The organism is Arthrobacter sp. SLBN-122, assembly GCF_006715165.1.
Classification (GTDB): Bacteria; Actinomycetota; Actinomycetes; order Actinomycetales; family Micrococcaceae; genus Arthrobacter.
In genome coordinates, this window is the sequence record NZ_VFMS01000001.1 from 2,990,422 (window position 1) to 3,008,711 (window position 18,290).

General features: G+C 67.1%; 17 protein-coding genes. 9 read left to right on the forward strand and 8 right to left on the reverse strand.

Annotated elements, in window-relative coordinates; all coding sequences use genetic code 11:
• Positions 1-72: 72 nt before the first annotated feature.
• A complete protein-coding gene (locus tag FBY36_RS13935; protein WP_142120286.1) occupies positions 73-525 on the reverse strand; it encodes an SRPBCC family protein in 453 nt (150 codons plus the stop codon).
• Between the two features lie 240 nt (positions 526-765).
• Between FBY36_RS13935 and FBY36_RS13940 the strand changes: the two genes are divergently transcribed.
• Positions 766-2,157 (forward strand): OFA family MFS transporter, encoded by a 1,392-nt coding sequence (locus FBY36_RS13940; protein ID WP_142120288.1) that lies wholly within the window; start codon positions 766-768, stop codon positions 2,155-2,157.
• Positions 2,154-2,303: an MFS transporter small subunit gene (locus tag FBY36_RS20710; RefSeq protein WP_200830499.1), complete on the forward strand. Its 150-nt coding sequence runs from the start codon at positions 2,154-2,156 to the stop codon at positions 2,301-2,303. Before FBY36_RS13940 ends, FBY36_RS20710 begins: the two co-directional genes overlap by 4 nt.
• A 237-nt stretch (positions 2,304-2,540) precedes the next feature.
• Here the strand turns inward: FBY36_RS20710 and FBY36_RS13945 are convergent, their stop codons facing one another.
• The gene (locus FBY36_RS13945; RefSeq protein ID WP_142120290.1) at positions 2,541-2,972 is read right to left on the reverse strand and encodes a DUF2177 family protein; all 432 of its coding nucleotides are present in this window, start codon (positions 2,970-2,972) and stop codon (positions 2,541-2,543) included.
• A gap of 205 nt (positions 2,973-3,177) precedes the next feature.
• On the opposite strand from FBY36_RS13945, the gene FBY36_RS13950 reads away from it, so the two are divergent.
• The 4 genes from FBY36_RS13950 to FBY36_RS13975 all read left to right on the forward strand — a co-directional run bounded on the left by FBY36_RS13950 (position 3,178) and on the right by FBY36_RS13975 (position 8,811).
• The gene (locus FBY36_RS13950) at positions 3,178-4,047 is read left to right on the forward strand and encodes a DUF1295 domain-containing protein (protein ID WP_142120291.1); all 870 of its coding nucleotides are present in this window, start codon (positions 3,178-3,180) and stop codon (positions 4,045-4,047) included.
• Positions 4,048-4,352: 305 nt separating this feature from the next.
• Positions 4,353-5,438 (forward strand): hypothetical protein, encoded by a 1,086-nt coding sequence (locus FBY36_RS13955; RefSeq protein WP_142120292.1) that lies wholly within the window; start codon positions 4,353-4,355, stop codon positions 5,436-5,438.
• Positions 5,435-7,264: a hypothetical protein gene (locus FBY36_RS20570; RefSeq protein WP_160141891.1), complete on the forward strand. Its 1,830-nt coding sequence runs from the start codon at positions 5,435-5,437 to the stop codon at positions 7,262-7,264. Before FBY36_RS13955 ends, FBY36_RS20570 begins: the two co-directional genes overlap by 4 nt.
• A 662-nt stretch (positions 7,265-7,926) precedes the next feature.
• Positions 7,927-8,811 carry a GmrSD restriction endonuclease domain-containing protein gene (locus tag FBY36_RS13975; protein ID WP_142120296.1) on the forward strand — a complete coding sequence of 295 codons (885 nt, stop codon included), beginning with the start codon at positions 7,927-7,929 and terminating at the stop codon, positions 8,809-8,811.
• 51 nt (positions 8,812-8,862) lie between these two features.
• On the opposite strand, the gene FBY36_RS13980 is transcribed toward FBY36_RS13975, so the two are convergent.
• On the reverse strand, positions 8,863-9,333 hold the full coding sequence (locus FBY36_RS13980; protein ID WP_142120297.1) for a hypothetical protein: 471 nt from the start codon (positions 9,331-9,333) through the stop codon (positions 8,863-8,865).
• 85 nt (positions 9,334-9,418) lie between these two features.
• Between FBY36_RS13980 and FBY36_RS13985 the strand changes: the two genes are divergently transcribed.
• Positions 9,419-9,685: a hypothetical protein gene (locus FBY36_RS13985; protein WP_142120298.1), complete on the forward strand. Its 267-nt coding sequence runs from the start codon at positions 9,419-9,421 to the stop codon at positions 9,683-9,685.
• A gap of 65 nt (positions 9,686-9,750) precedes the next feature.
• Here the strand turns inward: FBY36_RS13985 and FBY36_RS13990 are convergent, their stop codons facing one another.
• The 4 genes from FBY36_RS13990 to FBY36_RS14005 all read right to left on the reverse strand — a co-directional run bounded on the left by FBY36_RS13990 (position 9,751) and on the right by FBY36_RS14005 (position 14,643).
• On the reverse strand, positions 9,751-10,293 hold the full coding sequence (locus FBY36_RS13990; protein ID WP_235008837.1) for a hypothetical protein: 543 nt from the start codon (positions 10,291-10,293) through the stop codon (positions 9,751-9,753).
• A gap of 32 nt (positions 10,294-10,325) precedes the next feature.
• Positions 10,326-12,989 carry a PEP/pyruvate-binding domain-containing protein gene (locus FBY36_RS13995; protein WP_142120299.1) on the reverse strand — a complete coding sequence of 888 codons (2,664 nt, stop codon included), beginning with the start codon at positions 12,987-12,989 and terminating at the stop codon, positions 10,326-10,328.
• Between the two features lie 93 nt (positions 12,990-13,082).
• The gene (locus FBY36_RS14000) at positions 13,083-13,805 is read right to left on the reverse strand and encodes a DUF2306 domain-containing protein (protein ID WP_142120300.1); all 723 of its coding nucleotides are present in this window, start codon (positions 13,803-13,805) and stop codon (positions 13,083-13,085) included.
• Between the two features lie 127 nt (positions 13,806-13,932).
• Positions 13,933-14,643, reverse strand: a complete 711-nt coding sequence (locus FBY36_RS14005) for a DUF998 domain-containing protein (protein ID WP_142120301.1) — start codon at positions 14,641-14,643, stop codon at positions 13,933-13,935.
• A gap of 451 nt (positions 14,644-15,094) precedes the next feature.
• Between FBY36_RS14005 and FBY36_RS14010 the strand changes: the two genes are divergently transcribed.
• Positions 15,095-15,415, forward strand: coding sequence for a GYD domain-containing protein (locus tag FBY36_RS14010; RefSeq protein ID WP_142120303.1), 321 nt, complete (start codon positions 15,095-15,097; stop codon positions 15,413-15,415).
• A gap of 151 nt (positions 15,416-15,566) precedes the next feature.
• On the opposite strand, the gene FBY36_RS14015 is transcribed toward FBY36_RS14010, so the two are convergent.
• Complete coding sequence (locus tag FBY36_RS14015) at positions 15,567-16,781, reverse strand: amidohydrolase (protein WP_200830500.1); 1,215 nt, start codon at positions 16,779-16,781, stop codon at positions 15,567-15,569.
• A 99-nt stretch (positions 16,782-16,880) separates the two neighbouring features.
• On the opposite strand from FBY36_RS14015, the gene FBY36_RS14020 reads away from it, so the two are divergent.
• Positions 16,881-18,107, forward strand: a complete 1,227-nt coding sequence (locus FBY36_RS14020; RefSeq protein WP_235008838.1) for a virginiamycin B lyase family protein — start codon at positions 16,881-16,883, stop codon at positions 18,105-18,107.
• Positions 18,108-18,290 lie beyond the last annotated feature (183 nt).

The window sequence follows — 18,290 nt, forward strand, 5'->3', positions numbered from 1 at the left end:
TTTCCGGGGTTTTGTCCCCGTGGGCGGGGTCAAAGTCTGCTCGGCGTGACGCGGGCCGGTACCTGTACTTCGCTAACCTGTGCCCCGGGCGGCGAGAACCAGCTTCTCGAACGACTCATTCCACCCGTCCCGGTGCAGGGCCAGCCGCTCCTTCGTGAGGAACGGTCCCTGTGAGAGCGCCACCCGTGTGCCGGTTCCGGTGCTGGCGAGGGAGAGGTCCACGACGGTTTCCCGGTCGTCCGGCGCCGGTTCCTCCCACGCGAAGGTGTAGACCAGCCGCCAGGGTGGATCGATCTCCAGGAACTCCCCGGAAAGGTGGAAGGGCTCGCCCTCCGGCGGGGCCATGCGGAACCGGTAGCGGCCGCCCGCCACCAGGTTGACGTCCACTTGGGGGATGCTGAATCCGTGCGGGCCCCACCATTCGGCAAGCCGGGCCGGGTCCGTCAGCAGCCGGAACGTTGCCTCCGGCGGGGACGCCACCGTGCACTCCAGGTTCAGGACCAGGGCGGCGGGTTGCTCACTCATCGTCCCACTCTGCCACCCGCCCCGGCGGGCCGAAAGTGGGGCACCGGGTGCAGGGCTAAACGGGGAGTACATCGGCCAGCCAGCCGCTCGCCGCGCATTTCCTGCCGCTCGGCGCGCCAACAGTACGTTTGCTGATGATTTGCATGATGATTGCCCAAGGTAATGGGCCCGGGTTCAACAGGGCCTTTCGCCTCTGGATCGATCAGACATCGACGTCATCGAGAAGTAAAGGGAATCACCATGGGCTTCCTGGACCGCGACCACTCCATCGCCCCGCCGGGCTTCAACCGCTGGCTGGTACCGCCGGCCGCGCTCGCCGTCCATCTCTGCATCGGCCAGGCCTACGCCACCAGCGTGTACAAGACCGCACTGGTCAAGCACTTTGGCGCCAGCCTGACGGAGATCGGGGTGATCTTCTCCATCGCCATCGTGATGCTGGGTCTTTCCGCCGCGGTCATGGGAACCTGGGTGGACACCAACGGACCCCGCAAGGCGATGTTTACCTCGGCGATGTTCTGGGCGGGCGGGTTCCTGATCGGCTCGCTGGGTATCTTCTCGCACCAGTTGTGGCTCGTGTACCTCGGCTACGGGGTGGTGGGCGGCATCGGCCTGGGCATCGGCTACATTTCACCGGTGTCCACGCTGATCAAGTGGTTCCCGGACCGGCCCGGCCTGGCCACCGGCATGGCAATCATGGGCTTCGGCGGCGGCGCGCTGATCGCCAGCCCGGTATCCCAGGCCCTGCTCAGGGCCTACGATCCCAACTCGGGCGGCCAGGGCTGGGTGGCCAGCGGCGACGCCGTGGGGAAGCTCTTCCTGACCCTCGCCGTCGTCTATCTCGCCTACATGCTGTTCGGCGCGTTCACCGTCCGCGTGCCCGCGGACGGCTGGCGGCCCGCCGGGTTCGACCCCGCCAAAGTCAAGGCGGCCAAGCTGGTGACCACGGAAAATGTCTCCGCGAAGAATGCCATCAAGACCAGGCAGTTCTGGTTGGTGTGGGTGGCGCTGTTCTGCAATGTCACGGCGGGCATCGGCATCCTGGAACAGGCGGCGCCCATGATCCAGGACTTCTTCCGGCAGTCCGACGGCAAGTCCCTGGTGAGCGCCGGTGTCGCCGCCGGATTCGTGGGGTTGCTGTCCATCGGCAACATGTCGGGCCGGTTCGCCTGGTCCGCCACCTCTGACGTCACCGGGCGCAAGCGCATTTACATGATGTACCTGGGCGTGGGCGCCGTACTGTATACGGTGCTGGCGTTTGCCGGTTCCTCCGCCACGGCCCTATACGTAATGCTCGCCTTCATCATCATCTCGTTTTACGGAGGCGGGTTTGCCACCGTGCCGGCTTACCTGCGGGACCTCTTCGGGACGTACCAGGTGGGTGCCATCCACGGCCGGCTGCTTACCGCCTGGTCCGCGGCCGGGGTAGCCGGGCCCTTGATCGTCAACAGCATCCTGGACGCGCAGGGCAAGCCCGGCCAGCTGAATGCCGTGTCCTACCAGCCGGCGCTGCTGACCATGGTGGGGCTGCTCGTGGTGGGCTTCCTGGCCAACCTGCTGGTCAAGCCCGTCGACGCACGGTTCCACGAACGCCGCCCCGAGCGGCACGAATCTTCCCAAGGAGGCCTGAAATGAGCAGCACTGCACACACCCACGGCGCACAGGAGCCGGCGCACAAGAAGTCCACAGGCAGGCTTGTCGTGGCGTGGGTTCTGGTGGGAATCCCGCTCGCTTATGGGGTTTTCCAAACGCTGACCCAGGTGACGGCGCTGTTCGGCTGACTCCTGCGCCGGGCCGCGTGCCACGCCGGCCCAGTTTTCACGGAGCTGTCACGGCGGGAGCCGCGGGTTTTCAAGGCTGGACCGTGAAAAGTGGGCCAGTCTGGGCGGCGCCGCGTCACGCCGGGCACGCTTTCAGGGCAGCGGGCGACGCCGGCCCCCGGCTTTCCGGGGTTTCCTTGCGACGGCCGGGTCCAAAGTCTGCCCTGCGTGACGCGGGTGCGGACGCGAAAGCAGGCTTTAGGCCGCGGCAACCCTCGCCAGCCGGCGGCGCAGCACACTGGCCGAAACCCACGTAACCACGCTGCAGGCCGCGGCTCCCCAGAGAATGTCCGTCACGGCCACCAGCGCGGTGAAATCCCTCAGCACCGCGAACCCGGTCAGCGCCCAGGTGGCGTAGGTGAAGAATCCGAACAGGGCGGCACCCGTGACCCGTTGCCGCAGCGCGAGGCCGGGGCTGTTGGGCCGGACGCCGTAGTGCACCATCCCCGCCACGAAGATGACATAGAAGAGGACTGCCCCGGGCAGGTTGGTCCTGGGTGCCAGGAGGTGGCCGATCTGGCTTTGGTACAGCGGGTTGGCCACCAGCAGGATCCACGCCACGTCCAGCACCGCGAAAATCAGGGCGCTGACAACATAGGTGGTCAGCCAGTTTTTGGTGCGGGGGCTCATGCGTGGCTCCTTGCGTCGGTAACGGTTCCAGAAGCAGTTCGCTGCCGGTGTACCCGGCGGATTGCCTGACCCATACAAACCTGCCCCCGCTCCGAAGACTAAGTGGACCGCGCTATGCGTAGTTTGGATGCAAACGTGCCCGCAGGGGTGTGTAGGGACCGGCCGTGCAGCAGAGCGCGGCAGGCCAGGGGAAAGGAACCTGTCCGTGAACGAAAAGAGCCGCAAGGCCCTCATCAGTACCGTCGTTGCCGTGGTGGTGGCGGTACTCATTGCCCTGGCCGGCAGCCAGGGCGGGTCCCGGATCGGCGGGCTCCCGGTGTTCGCGCTGGGGGTTGCCGTCGCCTTCGTGATCCAGTGGCTGGTGTTCATCCCGTCCTACAAGGCGCAGACGGAAAAGTTCTACGACCTCACCGGCGCCCTGACGTACATCTCCATCACGGTGTTCCTGGTGCTGGCCAGCCCGGGCGTGGATGCGCGCGGTATGCTGCTGGCAGCCATGGTGGTGCTGTGGGCCGCGCGGCTGGGCAGCTTCCTGTTCATCCGGATCAGCAAGCACGGCAAGGACGACCGCTTCGACGAGCTCAAGCCGGACTTTTTCCGCTTCCTGAACACGTGGACCATCCAGGGCCTGTGGGTGGTCCTCACGGCGGCGCTGGCGTGGGTGGCCATCACCTCGGACAAGAAGGTGGGCCTGGACGGATTCTTCTGGGTGGGGCTGCTGGTGTGGGCCGCGGGCATCACCATCGAGACCCTTGCGGACCTCCAGAAAAACCGCTTCAAGGACAACCTGGCCAACAAGGGCCGCTTCATCAGCACCGGGCTCTGGTCCAGGTCCCGCCACCCCAACTACTTCGGCGAAATCACCCTCTGGGTGGGCGTGGCCATCATCGCCCTGCCCGTCCTGCAGGGCTGGCAGTGGGCCGCCCTGGTTTCCCCGGTGTTCGTGGCCCTGCTGCTGATCAAGGGCAGCGGCGTGCCGCCCCTGGAGAAGAAGGCGGACAAGAAGTGGGGCGGCCAGCCGGACTACGAGGAGTACAAGCGGAACACGCCCGTGCTGGTGCCGAAGCTCAAATAGGACCTTCGCGGCAGGATGGACGACGGCGGCACCCGGGCTGGGTGCCGCCGTTGCGGTTGCAGGATGGTTGCCGGAAGCAAGTACCCCCTACCCGTCCAAGCAGGTACCCCATACTCGTGACTGCTGCTTGGCCGGAACCTAATCTCGAAAGACAGTGCGGTTAAGCAAAGGCCTTTTGCGCTGCACATGTTGCTGGGGAACATGGGGTTCAACTCCGGGGAGCGACATTGTCAGAGTATGGATTTACCAATAAAGGTTTACCCGGCCGCAAAGGCAGGCCGTCCCGGCCAGCCAGGTCGAAGGACATGCGGCCCGGTGCGCTGCTGACGGCACTCGTGCTCGCGGCTGAGGGCGGCATGGTGATGTTGCCGGTTGCTGCCACCGCGGCCGGTCCTGACCTTCCCGCGGCCACGAACTGCACGCCACGACTCCTTCCCGGACTCGGTGGCCGGGGCAGCAACGCCGTCGCATCGAGCAGCAACGGCCTGGTGGTCGGCCTCGCAGACACAGCGGCAGGCGAGTCGGCACCGGTGCTTTGGCGTAACGGCCAACCCACGCAGCTTGCGATCCCACTCCAGGCCGTGGCCCCGGCATCGGTTAACGCGTCAGGAGTCGTTGTCGGCACGGGGTATGACGCCGCCAACGAGATGCTGGTGGGCTGGTGGTGGCAGGACGGGCAGTACCATCCACTTCCAGTTAAACCCGGAGACATAGCGATACCGTCGGCAGTGTCAGACAGCGGCGTCGTTGCCGGGGCACTGGTCGCCGACGAAGAACATTCAGACGGGCCGGGCGCCGACGAAGATGAGCACCCCGCCGTCTGGCCTTCCGTGACCACGGCACCCCACGAGCTCGCCCTGCCCTCCGGAACCCGCGGCGGCCACGCCTTCGCGGTCGGCAAGGACGGTGCGGCGGGCGGTGTGGCTATTGGGGATGACGCCACTCCGGTCCTCTGGGGGCCGGACGGCTCTCCAAAGGCATTGCCCACCCTCAGCGGTAAAGGCGGTGTAGTTCTTGGGATCGATTCAACCGGGCAGGCAGTGGGCCAGAGCGGCGTAGCCGGTGGAACGCATGCCGTAGCCTGGGCTGCCACCGGCGCCGTTACCGACGTCGGGGCAGCCGCGGCCGGTGCCACGTCCAGCGCCGCATCAGCAATTGCAGGCGTGACCGTGGGAGCAGGCAGCTCGCCCAACTTCCGGGCATCGAGGCCGCAGGCGGTGATTTGGATCGGCAAGAGTGCACGGATCCTGCCGCCGGGATCCGATGCCCAGTTCGCCGGCGTGTCCGGGTCTGCGACCTCGGTCTCAGGCCAAGGTGCCAACGCCGTTGTCATTGGCTTCTCCGCAGCTGACAACGGGCTGCGCCGCGCAACCGAATGGAGCTGCAAGTGAAAGGCCAGGGGCGCTTGCGCCATCCAGTGAGTGCGGTGCTGGCCCTCCTGCTGGGCACCGCCCTCGTGCTCGCCAATGTCTACTTCCTGGGCTCGTCACGCGACTCGCAGGCCTCAGCCGCAACGTCGGTGAGCCTGGGCTTCGCCGGTGACACCGGCGGCAACACGGTGACCGGCAAGGTGATCGACGCAGCACGCAACGCCGGAACCTCGGCATTTTTCAACCTTGGCGACCTGTCCTACTCCCAGATCACCCCGGAATCGGCCTGGTGCTCGTTCGTCAAACAGCACGCCGGGACCATGCCGTACGAATTCATCACGGGGAACCACGAGGATGACGGACCAGACGGGGTGTGGTCAAAATTCGCCTCGTGCCTGCCGGACGAACTTGGGTCGGTAGGAAACTACGCCCAGCAGTTCTACACCGACTACCCGGCCAGCAGCCCCCTGGTGCGGCTGATCATGGTGTCCCCGAAGCTGACATACAGCGGCAGCGGCCTTGACTGGTCCTACAAGTCCGGCACCCAGGGCTACAAGTTCGTGACATCGGCAATCGACTCGGCGCGCGCTGCCGGAATCACGTTTGTCGTCGTGGGCATGCACATGTACTGCCTGTCGATGGTCAACTACCCCTGCGCCGCCAGCCCCGATTTGATGAACATGCTGGTCTCCAAGAAGGTGGACCTGTACCTGCAGGCACACGACCATGCGTACGCACGCAGCTACCCGCTGGCACTCAAGGGCAGCTGCACAGCCATCCCGGTCAGCAGCTTCAACCCGGACTGCGTGGCCGACACGGACCCCAACGGGCAGTTCGCGGCCGGGACCGGCACCATCCTGGCCACCGTGGGTTCAGGCGGCAGGTCGATCAACAGTGAGAGCAATACGACGACGGCGCCGTACTTCCAGAGCTTCATGGGCAGCAACAACAACCCCACATACGGCTTCTTGAACGTGTCGGTGACAAGCACCACTTTGACCGGTTCATTCGTCCGCGCTTCCGGCGGAACCTATACGGACAAATTCACCATCACGCGGGCGGCGGCACCGTCTCCGACTCCGACTCCGACAGCAACAGCAACACCGCCACCGACCACGCCTCCACCGACGACGACGCCTCCACCTACAACGACGCCTCCGCCGACAACATCGGCAATCTCCGTCCGGTCGTCCGCCACGGGATCCGGCGAGCTGACGGCAGCGGGTTCGTACACGGCGGCCCTGCCGGCCGGGTGGCAACCCGGCGACACGGTCTTCCTGTTCTCGCAGGTCACGGTGTCCGGTTCTGCCAATGTCACGGCCCCAGCTGGCTGGACTCGGGCGGTTGGTGACTTCACCAGCGCAAGCTCTGCCTCGGCGCACCAGGCGGTCTGGTACCGCGTGATGCAGGCCGGCGATACTCCGCCGAGCGTGCCTGAACCGACTTCCCGGTACGCCTGGTCAACCGTTGCGGTGCAGGGGGCAAACACCACCACACCGCTGGACGTTACGCCAGCCACTGACACCAACACCGGCGTGGCTTACCCGGATGTCCGGGCGCCGTCCATCACGCCGGTAACGCCGGGGGCGCTGCTGTTGACCGCGCACGGCGTCAGGAACGGTACCAACTCGGCCACAACGTCCTTCACCCCACCGGCAGGGACAACTGAGCTGGGCGACGCAACATCCAACATCGCGGCCAAGTCGAACGCGGCCATGGAGGTCAACGCCCTCACCCTGACCGATACGTCAGCCACTGGAACGAAGACCGCCACCGCAGCCTCAAGCCTGGGTACGCTCCTCAACCAGTGCGGCTCGGCCATCGTGGTGCGGCCTGCAGGTCCGTGACCAGACTCAGCTGAATGAAGAACGACGACGGCACCCGGCTTGGGTGCCGTCGTCGTGTTTGCCGTCAACAGCTGACGTGGGGGGACGTCCATGGTGCTGCCGGAGGGCGAACAGGAAAAGTCCCGCAGTACTTGGAGTACGCGGGGCCTTCCTGGCGACCACTCCGCCTAATGGGGGCCAGGCGGAGAAGCTGATCCCAACCCTAATAGCAAGCATGCTTACTTTTCAAGTTGCGACCTCGCCGTCCCGTAACTGGCCTAGGGTCAGCCGGGGTACTACGAGTACCAGGCTGCGAAGGACTGGTCCCTGGTTGTGCTGGCCGTTCTCCTCGTCCTGATCGGGGCGGTCTTCTACCTCAGCAACAGTTGGTGCAAGAAGGCAGTCCGCAAACTCGGCCTGCCGCCGGGCGGGGACTCCAGCAAATGGAACCGCTGGGTTTTTGGAAAGGCCCTGAACCCTTGGGGACGAGCAAGCGGGAAACCATCTGATGGCTGAAGCGCGAGCCGCCGTCGCAGGATAGGCGCAGGAACCGGGAAGGATTCGCCCACTCCGCCGGAACCGGCCTTTTCGGCAGGTGCAGAACGCTAGGCTCGTCCGTGGCGTCAGCGGCAATGGGGGGCTGACGCCCCAAACCCTTCCTGCACACAACCTGGGGAACCTGCATGTCCGGCTACACGTCCATGTCCGCAACACCGCCCGCGTCCGGCATCCGCTGGACGGCCGCCGTCGTGCTTTCCGCCCTGCTGGCGCTCTTCACGCCAAGCCTGCCGGCCATCGCCACCGACGCCCCGGACGGCACCTCCACCACCGTGGCCGGGCCGGATGCTGCCGTCGAGGCCGCAGACCTGCTGGCCACCCTTCCGGTGAAGGGCCGGGCGCCCAAGACGGGGTATGAGCGGTCGCTGTTCGGGCCGACGTGGGCGGATGTGGACCGGAACGGCTGCGACACCCGCAACGACATCCTCCGGCGGGACCTGACCGAGGTGACCTTCACCAGCAGCGTCCCCTGCACCGTCAAGACCGGCGTGCTCGCCGATCCCTACACCGGCACGGTCATCAACTTCCTCCGCGGCACCACCACCAGCAGCGCCGTGCAGATCGACCACGTGGTGGCGCTGAGCGACGCCTGGCAAAAGGGCGCCCAGCAGCTGACGATTGAGCAGCGGACGGCGTTCGCCAACGATCCGCTGAACCTGCAGGCCACCGATGGCCCCACCAACCAGCAAAAGGGCGACGGCGACGCCGCCACCTGGCTGCCGACCGCCAAGGGGTACCGGTGCGGGTACGTTGCCCGGCAGGTGTCCGTGAAGGCCCGGTACGGCCTGTGGGTGACGCAGGCGGAGCACGATGCGATTGCGGACATTTTGGCCGGCTGCCCGGGTGAACCGGCGCCGGCGTCCGTCACGCCCGCCGCGGGGACAACAGTGGTCTACTACGCCAACTGCACCGAGGTGGTCACCGCCGGGGCAGCGCCACTGTATGCGGATACTCCCGGCTACCGGTCCGGGCTGGACGGCGACGGCGACGGGGTGGCCTGCGAGGGCTGAGCACCCGCCCGACGCCGCGCTCCTCCTGGGTGCGCCATGCCGGAGGCAAGGTTAACGTGACCTGTCCGGTTGCGTCTCTGGGGGGAAGTCTTTGTTCAGCGCGAGACCTGCGACGATTGCGCCGGCAAGGAAGAGTACAAACGGTGTTTGAAGAATCGGGCCCAGAAGCGCGAACCCCGAGTCCGCAATGGGTCTTGCCGCCGCGACGAGGCAGGCAATGTCCATCGCCAGGGCCACCAGGTAGCCGGCGATGAACACGACGATCACTGCGGGCGGCGTGTAGCCCTTGGTGAAGGCCCGCACTGCGGAGTCGTAAGCCAGGAACTTGAGTCCGATGAAAACCGGTGTGAAGGTCAGAAGATCCAGGACGTCCACGTTTTCCGGGAATTTCCGCAGCGGGACGTTCGCGCCGCCTTGGTAAACGCCCTCGGAAAAGTACCACCGGGTGCCCAGGTGGATCCCGATCAGCAGGGCTGAGAGCAGCCCGTACCGCAGCCATGTTCCACGCCGTGTCATCCCCATGGCCCAGTATGGCACCGGCAGGTCCGGCATCCTGCGGGATTTGAGGCAAACTTGAGACTGCTCCCACCAACGAAAGCGGATTCCCATGATCACTCTCCAGCAGGACGCCGACGGCTTCATCCGAATGAACCGGCACTACCCGGCCGGCGTCCGTATCCGTATCACCTTCAATGACGGCAGCACCGGCGAGTTCCCGGGCCGGACCCTCAACAACGCCTACGACGCGGCGCTCGCGGAATTCCGCGGCAGGAATGGGTTCGACGCGCGGGGCTACAACCGGACCCCCGCAGGCCGCACCAACTCTGGCAACAAGATCGACTTCGTTCCTGTGCACCCGGGGATGGGGGAGTAGCCGGCTCACCATCGTGCTGTTCGGGCTCATTGGGGTGGCGCAGGCAGACCCCCAGGCGGTTGCGGTTAGCTTCCCCCACGGGACGTGGGGGACGGGACGGCCCGGAGTTGCGGGAAATCCGCTTCGCCTTCAGCGGCACGCGCAGAAGGATCCGGACCGCCGAATGATGGGCGCCGGCCGGTCCGGTAGGCAGAGTCGATGATGGGTTCGAGTTCGTCAATCACGGTGTGGTTTCCGGGGAGGACCACATGGGCCAGGAATTCCGATTCAAGGGTGGCAATGCCCGCCGCCGCCGCTCCGAGCTTGGCGTCGATGGCCTGGGCCAGGGCATGCCAGGATTTGCGGTTGGCGCGTTCCAGGATTCTTGCGTTCGCTTCATGGAGCCGGCTGTCCGCAATGTCCCCCCGGACCGCCAGGGCGCCTTCGGACTGCAGGATGGGCATGACAATCCGGAACTGCCGCCCGTCACCCCTGAAGGCGACGGCACTCAGGTTTCCCCGTTGAGTGAACACGACGTCCGTTGCACCGTAGTTGGCGAGCGCCTGCCTGATGTGTTTCCGGGAAGCCTCGCTGCTGAAGGAGTCGCCCCGGGTGTAAGGACTGGTCATCTCCCAACTATGCTCCTCCCGGCCCCTCTTTCCTAACCTTGCCCGCTGGTGGCCGGGTGCCTGATGGTGACCGTACCGGCGTCGCCATCAACCGTGACCTGCTGAACGGCGGCCAGCCGCTGCGTCGCCACCCCGGTGCCCAGGACGGCCGGGATGCCGTATTCGCGGGCCACGATGGAGCTGTGGCTGAGCGGTCCGCCCACGTCCGTCACCACCGCTGACGCCATCGCAAACAGCGGCGTCCACGCGGGAGTGGTGATGCGGGCCACCAGCACCTCACCGGGCTGCAGCAGCCCGAAATCCCCGGGGCCCCGCAGCACTCGGGCCTGCGCGGTGACCTTGCCGGAGCTCGCGCCGGCGCCCTTGATCACATCCCCGGCCTGATGCTGGGAACCCGAGGGCATCCACGACCCGAACGACCGCTCCATCCACCTGCTCTCGGGCAGCATCTGCGGTGCCGCGGCCTTCGCCTGGCCCCGCCACAGCATTTTCCGCTCCTCCACGGCGGCGGCCCGAACCGGACGGTCAGCCCCGGAAATGGCAGCGCCCCTACCGGGACCGGCTTCGGCGAGGCCGAAGTCGACGGCGGCCCGCAATTCCTGGTGCCGCAGCCAGAACACGTCCTCCGGCGCGGCAAGCACCCCCGAGGACGCCAGCCGTAGCCCGAGTTCCAGCAGCATGCGCCGCAGCAGCGGCCAGGCCAGTCCGACGTCGGCCAGCGCGTCTTCGCGGATCGGCGCCGCCTCCTGCGCCCAGCGGAGCAGGCGGAAGAACAGGGCACGGCGACGGGGCCCCAGCCGGGCGGCCATCTCCCGGGTGAGTTCCTCCCGGCGTTCGGTCAGCTGTCGCTGCCGCTCATGCGGATCGATGCCCTGTCCCCGGAGGTAAAACCTCACCGTTTCGAGCTGTGCGGACGGGTCATCGGCCGGAACGGGGGTAGCGAAGTCCAGGTTGTAGACGGCGTGGCCGTAGAGGTCCAGGTGCTCCTGGAAGGTGAAACGCCATTCCTGCCACAGGACGTCCTCCACCCCATCCGGCGCGGAACCGGTCCGCTGGCACACGGCGAGTTCCGCCGTCGGCGGTTCCAGCAACGCCGCAGCCAGCGCGGGATCGCTGCGCGCCCACCCCGCAAGGTCGTAGAGGGACTTTTCCCCCCGGATGGGTTCGCTGTCGAAGCCCAGCAGGAACTCCTGGGCCGGGGGATCGCCGCGGCGCCGCACTGCCTTGTCATAGAAGGCCCGGAAGGAGAGCTCGCTCATGGCGGCGAGCGGGATGATGGACTGCACAGCGGTGTAGTAGACGGTTCCGGCGTCCAGGAGCGCTTGCACCCCGGCCAGCAGCCGATCGCCGGAGAGCTCCGACGGCGTGGTCATGGACCAGTCCCTGACCACCCGTTCGTAGCGTGGGTGCGAATAGTCGCGCCAGCCGGTGATGCCCATGTGCGCCTTGCCGCTGAACAGCGCGCCCAGCGCCGGGACCGTCTTTCCCGTCATCCGCAGCATGGCCAGGTTGCGGTAGTAGTAATAGGCGTAGCCGTTGATGGTGGGGAACCGCACCTCGCCGTCGCGCACGGATTTAGCGCCCAGCATCTGGTTCATCAGGGCCGACAGCGAGCGCGTCACGGAGCCGTCGATGAGGTCGGCGAAGAGCGGGGTGAGCGGGTCCGGCATCTGCTCCACGATGCTCGCCCGGAAATACATCCCTTTGGGATAGGGCACCGGCCAGGTATCGGGGACGTCGGCCGCGGGTTCGGGCAGCGCCGTGATGGGCCGGGACTGCAACAGGAAGAACCGGCGGCCGGCCCGCGCCCATTCGATGTCCTGCGGCGCGCCAAAGTGGTCTGCGCTCCGCTGGCCGTAGCGGGCGAGGTCAGCTGCCGCGGCATCGTCCAGGACGGGCGCACGACGGCGGGCTTCCGCCACCGGCTGCTCGGCCGTTCCATTTTCCGTGGGCACGGTCATGACGTCCTTGTCGGCTGTTTGCCGCGAGAGGACCTTGCCCGTGGCGGACTCGACCACCAGGTCATCCGTGGTGACGGTGCCGCTGACCACGGCCTCGCCCAGGCCCCACGCGGCGCTGATCACCGTCTCGTCGCGGCGGCCGTTCGCGGGATTGGCGGTAAACATGACCCCGGCCGCGTCCGCCTCCACCATCCGCTGGACCACGACGGCGAGCCGCACCTGGTCGGGACGCACGCCTGCGCGGGCACGGTAGGCCATGGCCCGTGCCGTCCAAAGCGACGCCCAGCAGTTGATGACGGCCCGGGTCAGTGCCTCCGTGCCGTGGACGTTCAGGTAGGTTTCCTGCTGGCCGGCGAAACTGGCGGAGGCGAGGTCTTCGGCGGTGGCGGAGGAGCGGACCGAGACCCCCGTTTCCGGGCCGAGCTGTGCGTAGGCTGCTTCGAGTTCCGCGGCGATTCCGGCGGGCATGGTGCCGCCCTTGAACAGCGAACTGATCCGCGCGGAGGCATCCTCATAGTCCTGCGGCACGGCGCTCGGCTGCAGCGTGGCGAGCTCCTGGATCGCCGCCTCGAGGTTGTTGACGGCGACGAACTCGGAGTAGGCGGCGGTGGTCAGGACAAACCCTGGCGGGACGGGCAGCCCGGCCTGGATGAGGCCGCCCAGGCCCACCGCCTTTCCGCCGGCCAGGGCCACATCCTCCCGCCCCACATCGCCCAATTCCTTGACGTACGTCATGAAAGATGCGTCCTTGGTGCCCGTTCCCGGACGGATGAAGAAAGATGGTGCGCAACATTCTGGCACCGTGAACCTCGCGCCGCTATAGGGGGTTTAGGTAATGGCGGGCTGGTCGGGGCCAGCGCCGCCGCCGCGGAGCAGCTCTCCTCCAGGAGCGGGTCCACGGGCGCGGCGGTGGATGAAGAACTCGGCCACGGCCAGGCTGAGCACCCAGGACGCGCCGATCAGCAGAGCCCGGCTGAGCTCGGTGACCGGCCCCACCAGCGCGATCCAGGGGAGGGTGACCACCACGATGGTTCCCTGGGCAATGCCGATGGCGTACGCCCGGGACATCCACTCGCTGTGCCGGACGTAATTCCGGCGCCGCACCGCGATGAACCCCAGGACGATGAACGCCACCATCACGGACCCGAACACCAGCCGAAGGGCCAGCAGCAGTGGCCCGTCCAGGGGTGGCAGGTCGTAGAAGACGGCCATCCACAAGCCTGACAGGGCGGCGAGCAGGCCGGTTGGTGCGAGGACGCGGCCGGCAACCTTGTGCCAGCTGGCCCTGCCGCGCTCGCCCCGGCGGAGCGGGGGAACGAACTGGAAGGCGCCCAGCACAAGGTACAGAGTGACTGTGGGGATATGGATCAGCACCGGAAGTGGCGAATCGAAGAACCTGGCGTTTTCCGGTGTTATCTGGCCGCCCGCCAGCTGGGTCAGGCGTAGTGTGCCGGCCAGGATCGGTACGAGGCTGAGGAGGATCAGGCCGGTTGGAACGAACCAGCGGGCCTTGGCGGCGGGGCGGGAACGGGGAATAGCTGCGGTGTTCATGGGTTGGCTTTTCTGGTCGAGCCGGTGGCGCGTGGCCGGGCTTTGACCTTGGGCTCGATTGGTCGTGCAGCGGGCTGAGGGCTGGAATTCCAGCGGAGATGGCCGGAACAACAGCGCCCAGCAGCGCCTATTCATACGGCCTCCGCTCAACGTACTGCACCTGGTTGCGGTAAGCGATAGGCGGCGGGCGATTCCAGAGCGCGGCGCCAAGGACGGCAACCCAGAGCAGGAACGCCCCGATGCTGATGCGCTCGCCGATGCCCAATACAAGGTTCGGGCCCGGCGCCGCCATGAACGCGATCATGCCCATCAGCGCCGACACGGCCAACGAGACGATTGAGTAGGCTCGCATCCGGCCGCGGAATCCGGCAGCTACGAAGCACATGGCAGCCACCATGAGGGCCAACTGGATGTTGGTGGCGACGATATGCATGGGAATGGACGTGTCATCGCCCAGCCTCAGCGGGTAGATGCTTCCCATGATGTTCCACAGCCCGTAGGCAATGAGCAGCCCGGCGCCCACCCGCAACGCCCGGTTCCCGCGGACGGAGGCCCAGACGCCTACCCCGAAAGCAATAAACAACACGGTGTACATCCAGGTGAACGGGGCCAGGACGTCGCGGCCGGGGGAGCCGACGGCAAACAGTTCGCTCACCATCTGTTCGGTGCGGCGGTACCCGTCCCACCGGGAGGCCGCTATGGCGTCGGTGAACACCACGTACAGGAGTGAAGACAAGGGGCCGGCAGCGAGGAGGCTCTTTCGCACGGCATCGCGGCGCGGGCCTTCGGACGCGGAAAGTCCCTGGCGTCGCTGGAGGTGTCCTTTCCGGATCGACATGTCCGAAGATTCCTCAGAGCCCGCAGTTCTGCCATGGCCCGACGCGGGGCCAGCGGGCATCCTGCCCGGCGCCTGACTGTTTCAGCCTTCGCCGCACCGCTGCATCGTGGTAGGGCCGAACGGCCTTGGACTGCTGATTCCCGGGAGGTTGGGGGATCGGCAGTGCACCCCCTTGTAGGTTGCTTCTTAGGTGGCCGCCATTAGGTATCCCGGCATATTGACTGCCGGCAGCGGGAGGAATAGCTTCAGCCTTAGCGGGGCCATCCACCCCGTTTCCACGGATAAGGGGCCGGATCTGGGCCGCTCCTGCTCGGCCATTGAGCCAGGTGAGGAGGACTCTGTGCGCACCTCATCCAGCACCAAACGCACCCGGGCTCCGCAGACGCCTTCCGCACGGCCGCAGCACACCGTAGTAAGCACACCGCTGTGAGGATCCAGGGAAGGACGAACCATGCCGAAGTATCTGTTTGAAGCCACCTACATGGGCCAGGGCATCAAGGGGCTCATGCAGGAGGGCGGCACCGCGCGACGCGATGCACTGACGGAGGCCTTGAAATCCGTGGGCGGAACGCTGGACAGCTTCTACTACGCCTTTGGCTACTACGACGTCCTGGGCGTTTTCGACGTGCCGGATGACGCAAGTGCAGCAGCACTGTCGCTGCTGATCAATTCCAGCGGCAGCGTTAACGTTCGCCTAAAGCCGCTGCTGAGCGTGGAGGACCTGGACGAGGCCGCCAAGAAGACGCCGTCCTACCGCGCCCCTGGACAATAGGGCCCGGGACGGTAGGGGAGCCAGGCACAGTAGGGGAGCGGAGGCACCTCTTGCCAGGGGGCCGGCGTCGTGAATTACGACGGCGGCCCGTCAGCTTAGGCGGCAAGGTTGCCTTGGGCCTGTTCCAGCCACAGGCGGAATCGCAGGTGAACTACACCAGCTGCAGCCCGTCGGCCACCACCCGTCCACGGTGGATCACGGTGCGGCCGGGGAGCCTGTCCATGACGGCGGCGGTCACGGAGTCACCCTCCAGGAGCACCAGCTCAGCAGGATCACCAACAGCAAGCCCCGGCCGGTCCGCGACGGAGCCAAGCCGCTGCGCCCTTGGGTCGATGACACTGGCACCGCCGATGGTGGCCACGGCCGCGCAGTGCTCGATCTGTTCGTCCGCCCGGAATTTGTTGGTGAAGGCCAGCTGCCAGGTGCGGTCCAGCATGTCCGCGTTCCCGTAGGGGGACCAGTAGTCGCGCTGGCCGTCCTCGCCAAGGCCCACCCGGACACCGGCGGCCACCAGCTGCTGCAGCGGCAGCGGCCACCCGGCCGGGGCCACGGTGGCAACGGAAACGTCCAGGGCGCCCATCTGGCCGATGAGCTCCTGGAGCTCGCCGGCGGGAAGTTCCGCCAGGCAGAAGGCGTGCGAGATGGTCACCAGCCCCTGCATGCCCAGCGCCTTGGTGCGGTCCAGGATCAGCTGGGTGCTGAACAAGCCCAGCTGGCCCGGTTCGTGCAGGTGGAAGTCCACCGGCAGGCCGTACTTTTCCGCCAGGCCGAACACGATGTCCAGGTGCCGCACGGGGTCGCGGTCCAGGGCGCAGGGGTCAATCCCGCCCACCACATCGGCACCCAGCTTCAGTGCCTCCTCCAGCACCTCGGCGCTGCCCGGCTCCCGGAGCAGCCCGGCCTGCGGGAAAGCGATCACCGCGACGTCCGCACGGTCCCGGTGCGTTTCCCAGGCGGCGAGGACGGCCTCGAAACGCTCCAGCCCGGCGTCGGCGTCCACCTGGGCGTAGCTGCGCACGCGCGTGGTGCCGCGCTCGATCATCGCGCCCAGGGTGTGCGTGGCCCGCTCGGTGATGGAGGCCTCGGCATCACGCCAGTTCCGGCGGTCGTTGAGCATCATGTTCCACACGCCGGGCGATCCCGTGTGCGGGCGGAACGGCAGGCCCAGCCGGGTGGAGTCGAGGTGGACGTGGACGTCGGAGAAGGACGGCAGCAGGATCCGGCCGCGGCCGTCCACTGCGTCAGCGCCGGCTGAAGCAGCACCGTCCAAAGCAGCGGGCCCGACGGCGGCGACCGCCCCGCCGTCGAGCGTTACGTCAGTGGCGTCCCCGCCCCAGGGACGGACGTTGGTGAGAACCAGGGTCATGCGGTTCAGTCTAGGGCTGGGTCGGCGCGGGTACCGCCGGAGCGACAGGTAGGATCGGAGGGTTGCCGAGGGGGTCGGCAGCCTTTCTGGGGGAACTACATGACATCCAAGCCTGCACGCCCGTTTACCATGCCGCTCCCGGCTGCCCGGAGAGCGCTGCAGGCCGGCGCCGCGCTCTTACTGGCGTCCGCCGTCGTGGCCGCTCCTGCGTCCGCAGACGATGCGAAGGCGCTTGACGCCGTCGGCCAGCCGGTGGGTGTTGCCACCGGGCCGGACGGCACGCTGTATGTCAGCGACGAAACCTACCCCGGCGGCGTCAGCGTCTACAAGCCGGGGGAGACCGCGCCGTCGCGCACCATCACCACGGGTAATGGTCCTTCGTCGCTGGCTGTGACGCCGGACGGGACGCTGTACGTGGCGCAGAGCGAGGGCGCCCAATCGGAAATCGGCTTGGTGGCCCCCGGCGCGGACCGGGTCTCGCTGGTCATGAAGGTGTCCTTCGGCAGGCACCGGCTGGTGGTGGGGCCGGACGGATCGCTGTACGTGGTCAATCCGGAGGAGAACTCCCTGTCCGTGGTGAAGCCGGGCGATGCGTGGGTGCACCGGACCATCCAGGCAGGCCGGTATCCAGTGGAGGTGGCCCTGGCCAAGGACGGGACGGTGTATGCCGCCAACCAGCTCGCGGGCACCGTGACCGTGATTCCCGCCGGTGCTCCGTCGCCGTCGCACACCATTGACGTGGGCGCGGGGACCCACCCGCACGGGGTTGCGGCGGCTCCGGATGGAACCGTCTACGTGGCCAACATCATGACCAACGAGGTGGCGGTGATCGAGCCCGGCGGCACCGCGGTGGCGCGGCGGATTCCCGTGGGCAAGGCGCCGCAGGAGGTGCTGGCTGCTGCCGACGGGACGGTGTACGTGACCAACAGCCTGGACGACTCCGTCTCCGTCATTCCCGCCGGCGCGGCGGCTGCCACGCGCACCATTGCTGTCGGCGATGATCCCAGCCGGATGGTTGAGCGCGGCGACGGATCCGTGGTGGTGGTGAACAGGCGCGGCAGGTCCCTGACAGTGCTCGACGGCGGACAGGCCGCGGCCGTGGCGTCGCCGGTCACGCCGGGCGGGGAAGAGACAGGCGTGGACGACGGCGGTGGCATTCCCGGCGACGCCGTGATCGCCCAGGGTTCCTTCGACGTGGCCCTGCCGGCCGTCGCCGCCGGAGCCGGTCTATTGTTCCTGGCTGGCGCTGCTGCGTTGGTTGTGATGCTGCGGCGTCGCAGGAAGGTGAGCGGAGCGGGCGGCTCTGAGGCTTGGTTGCTCGACTGAGGGCACTGATGTCCTAAGGCTCCGGCAGAGGCGGGTCCTGGATGGCGAGGCCCAAGGACTGGGAGCTGGAGGACGGGTAGGCCGACCACTTTCGATGACGGTGCGGCAGTGACAGGATGATCACAAGTGTTGGGCTCCTGCCAGCCGGACCGGCCGGAAGAACGACGGCGTGTGCCCAGCGTG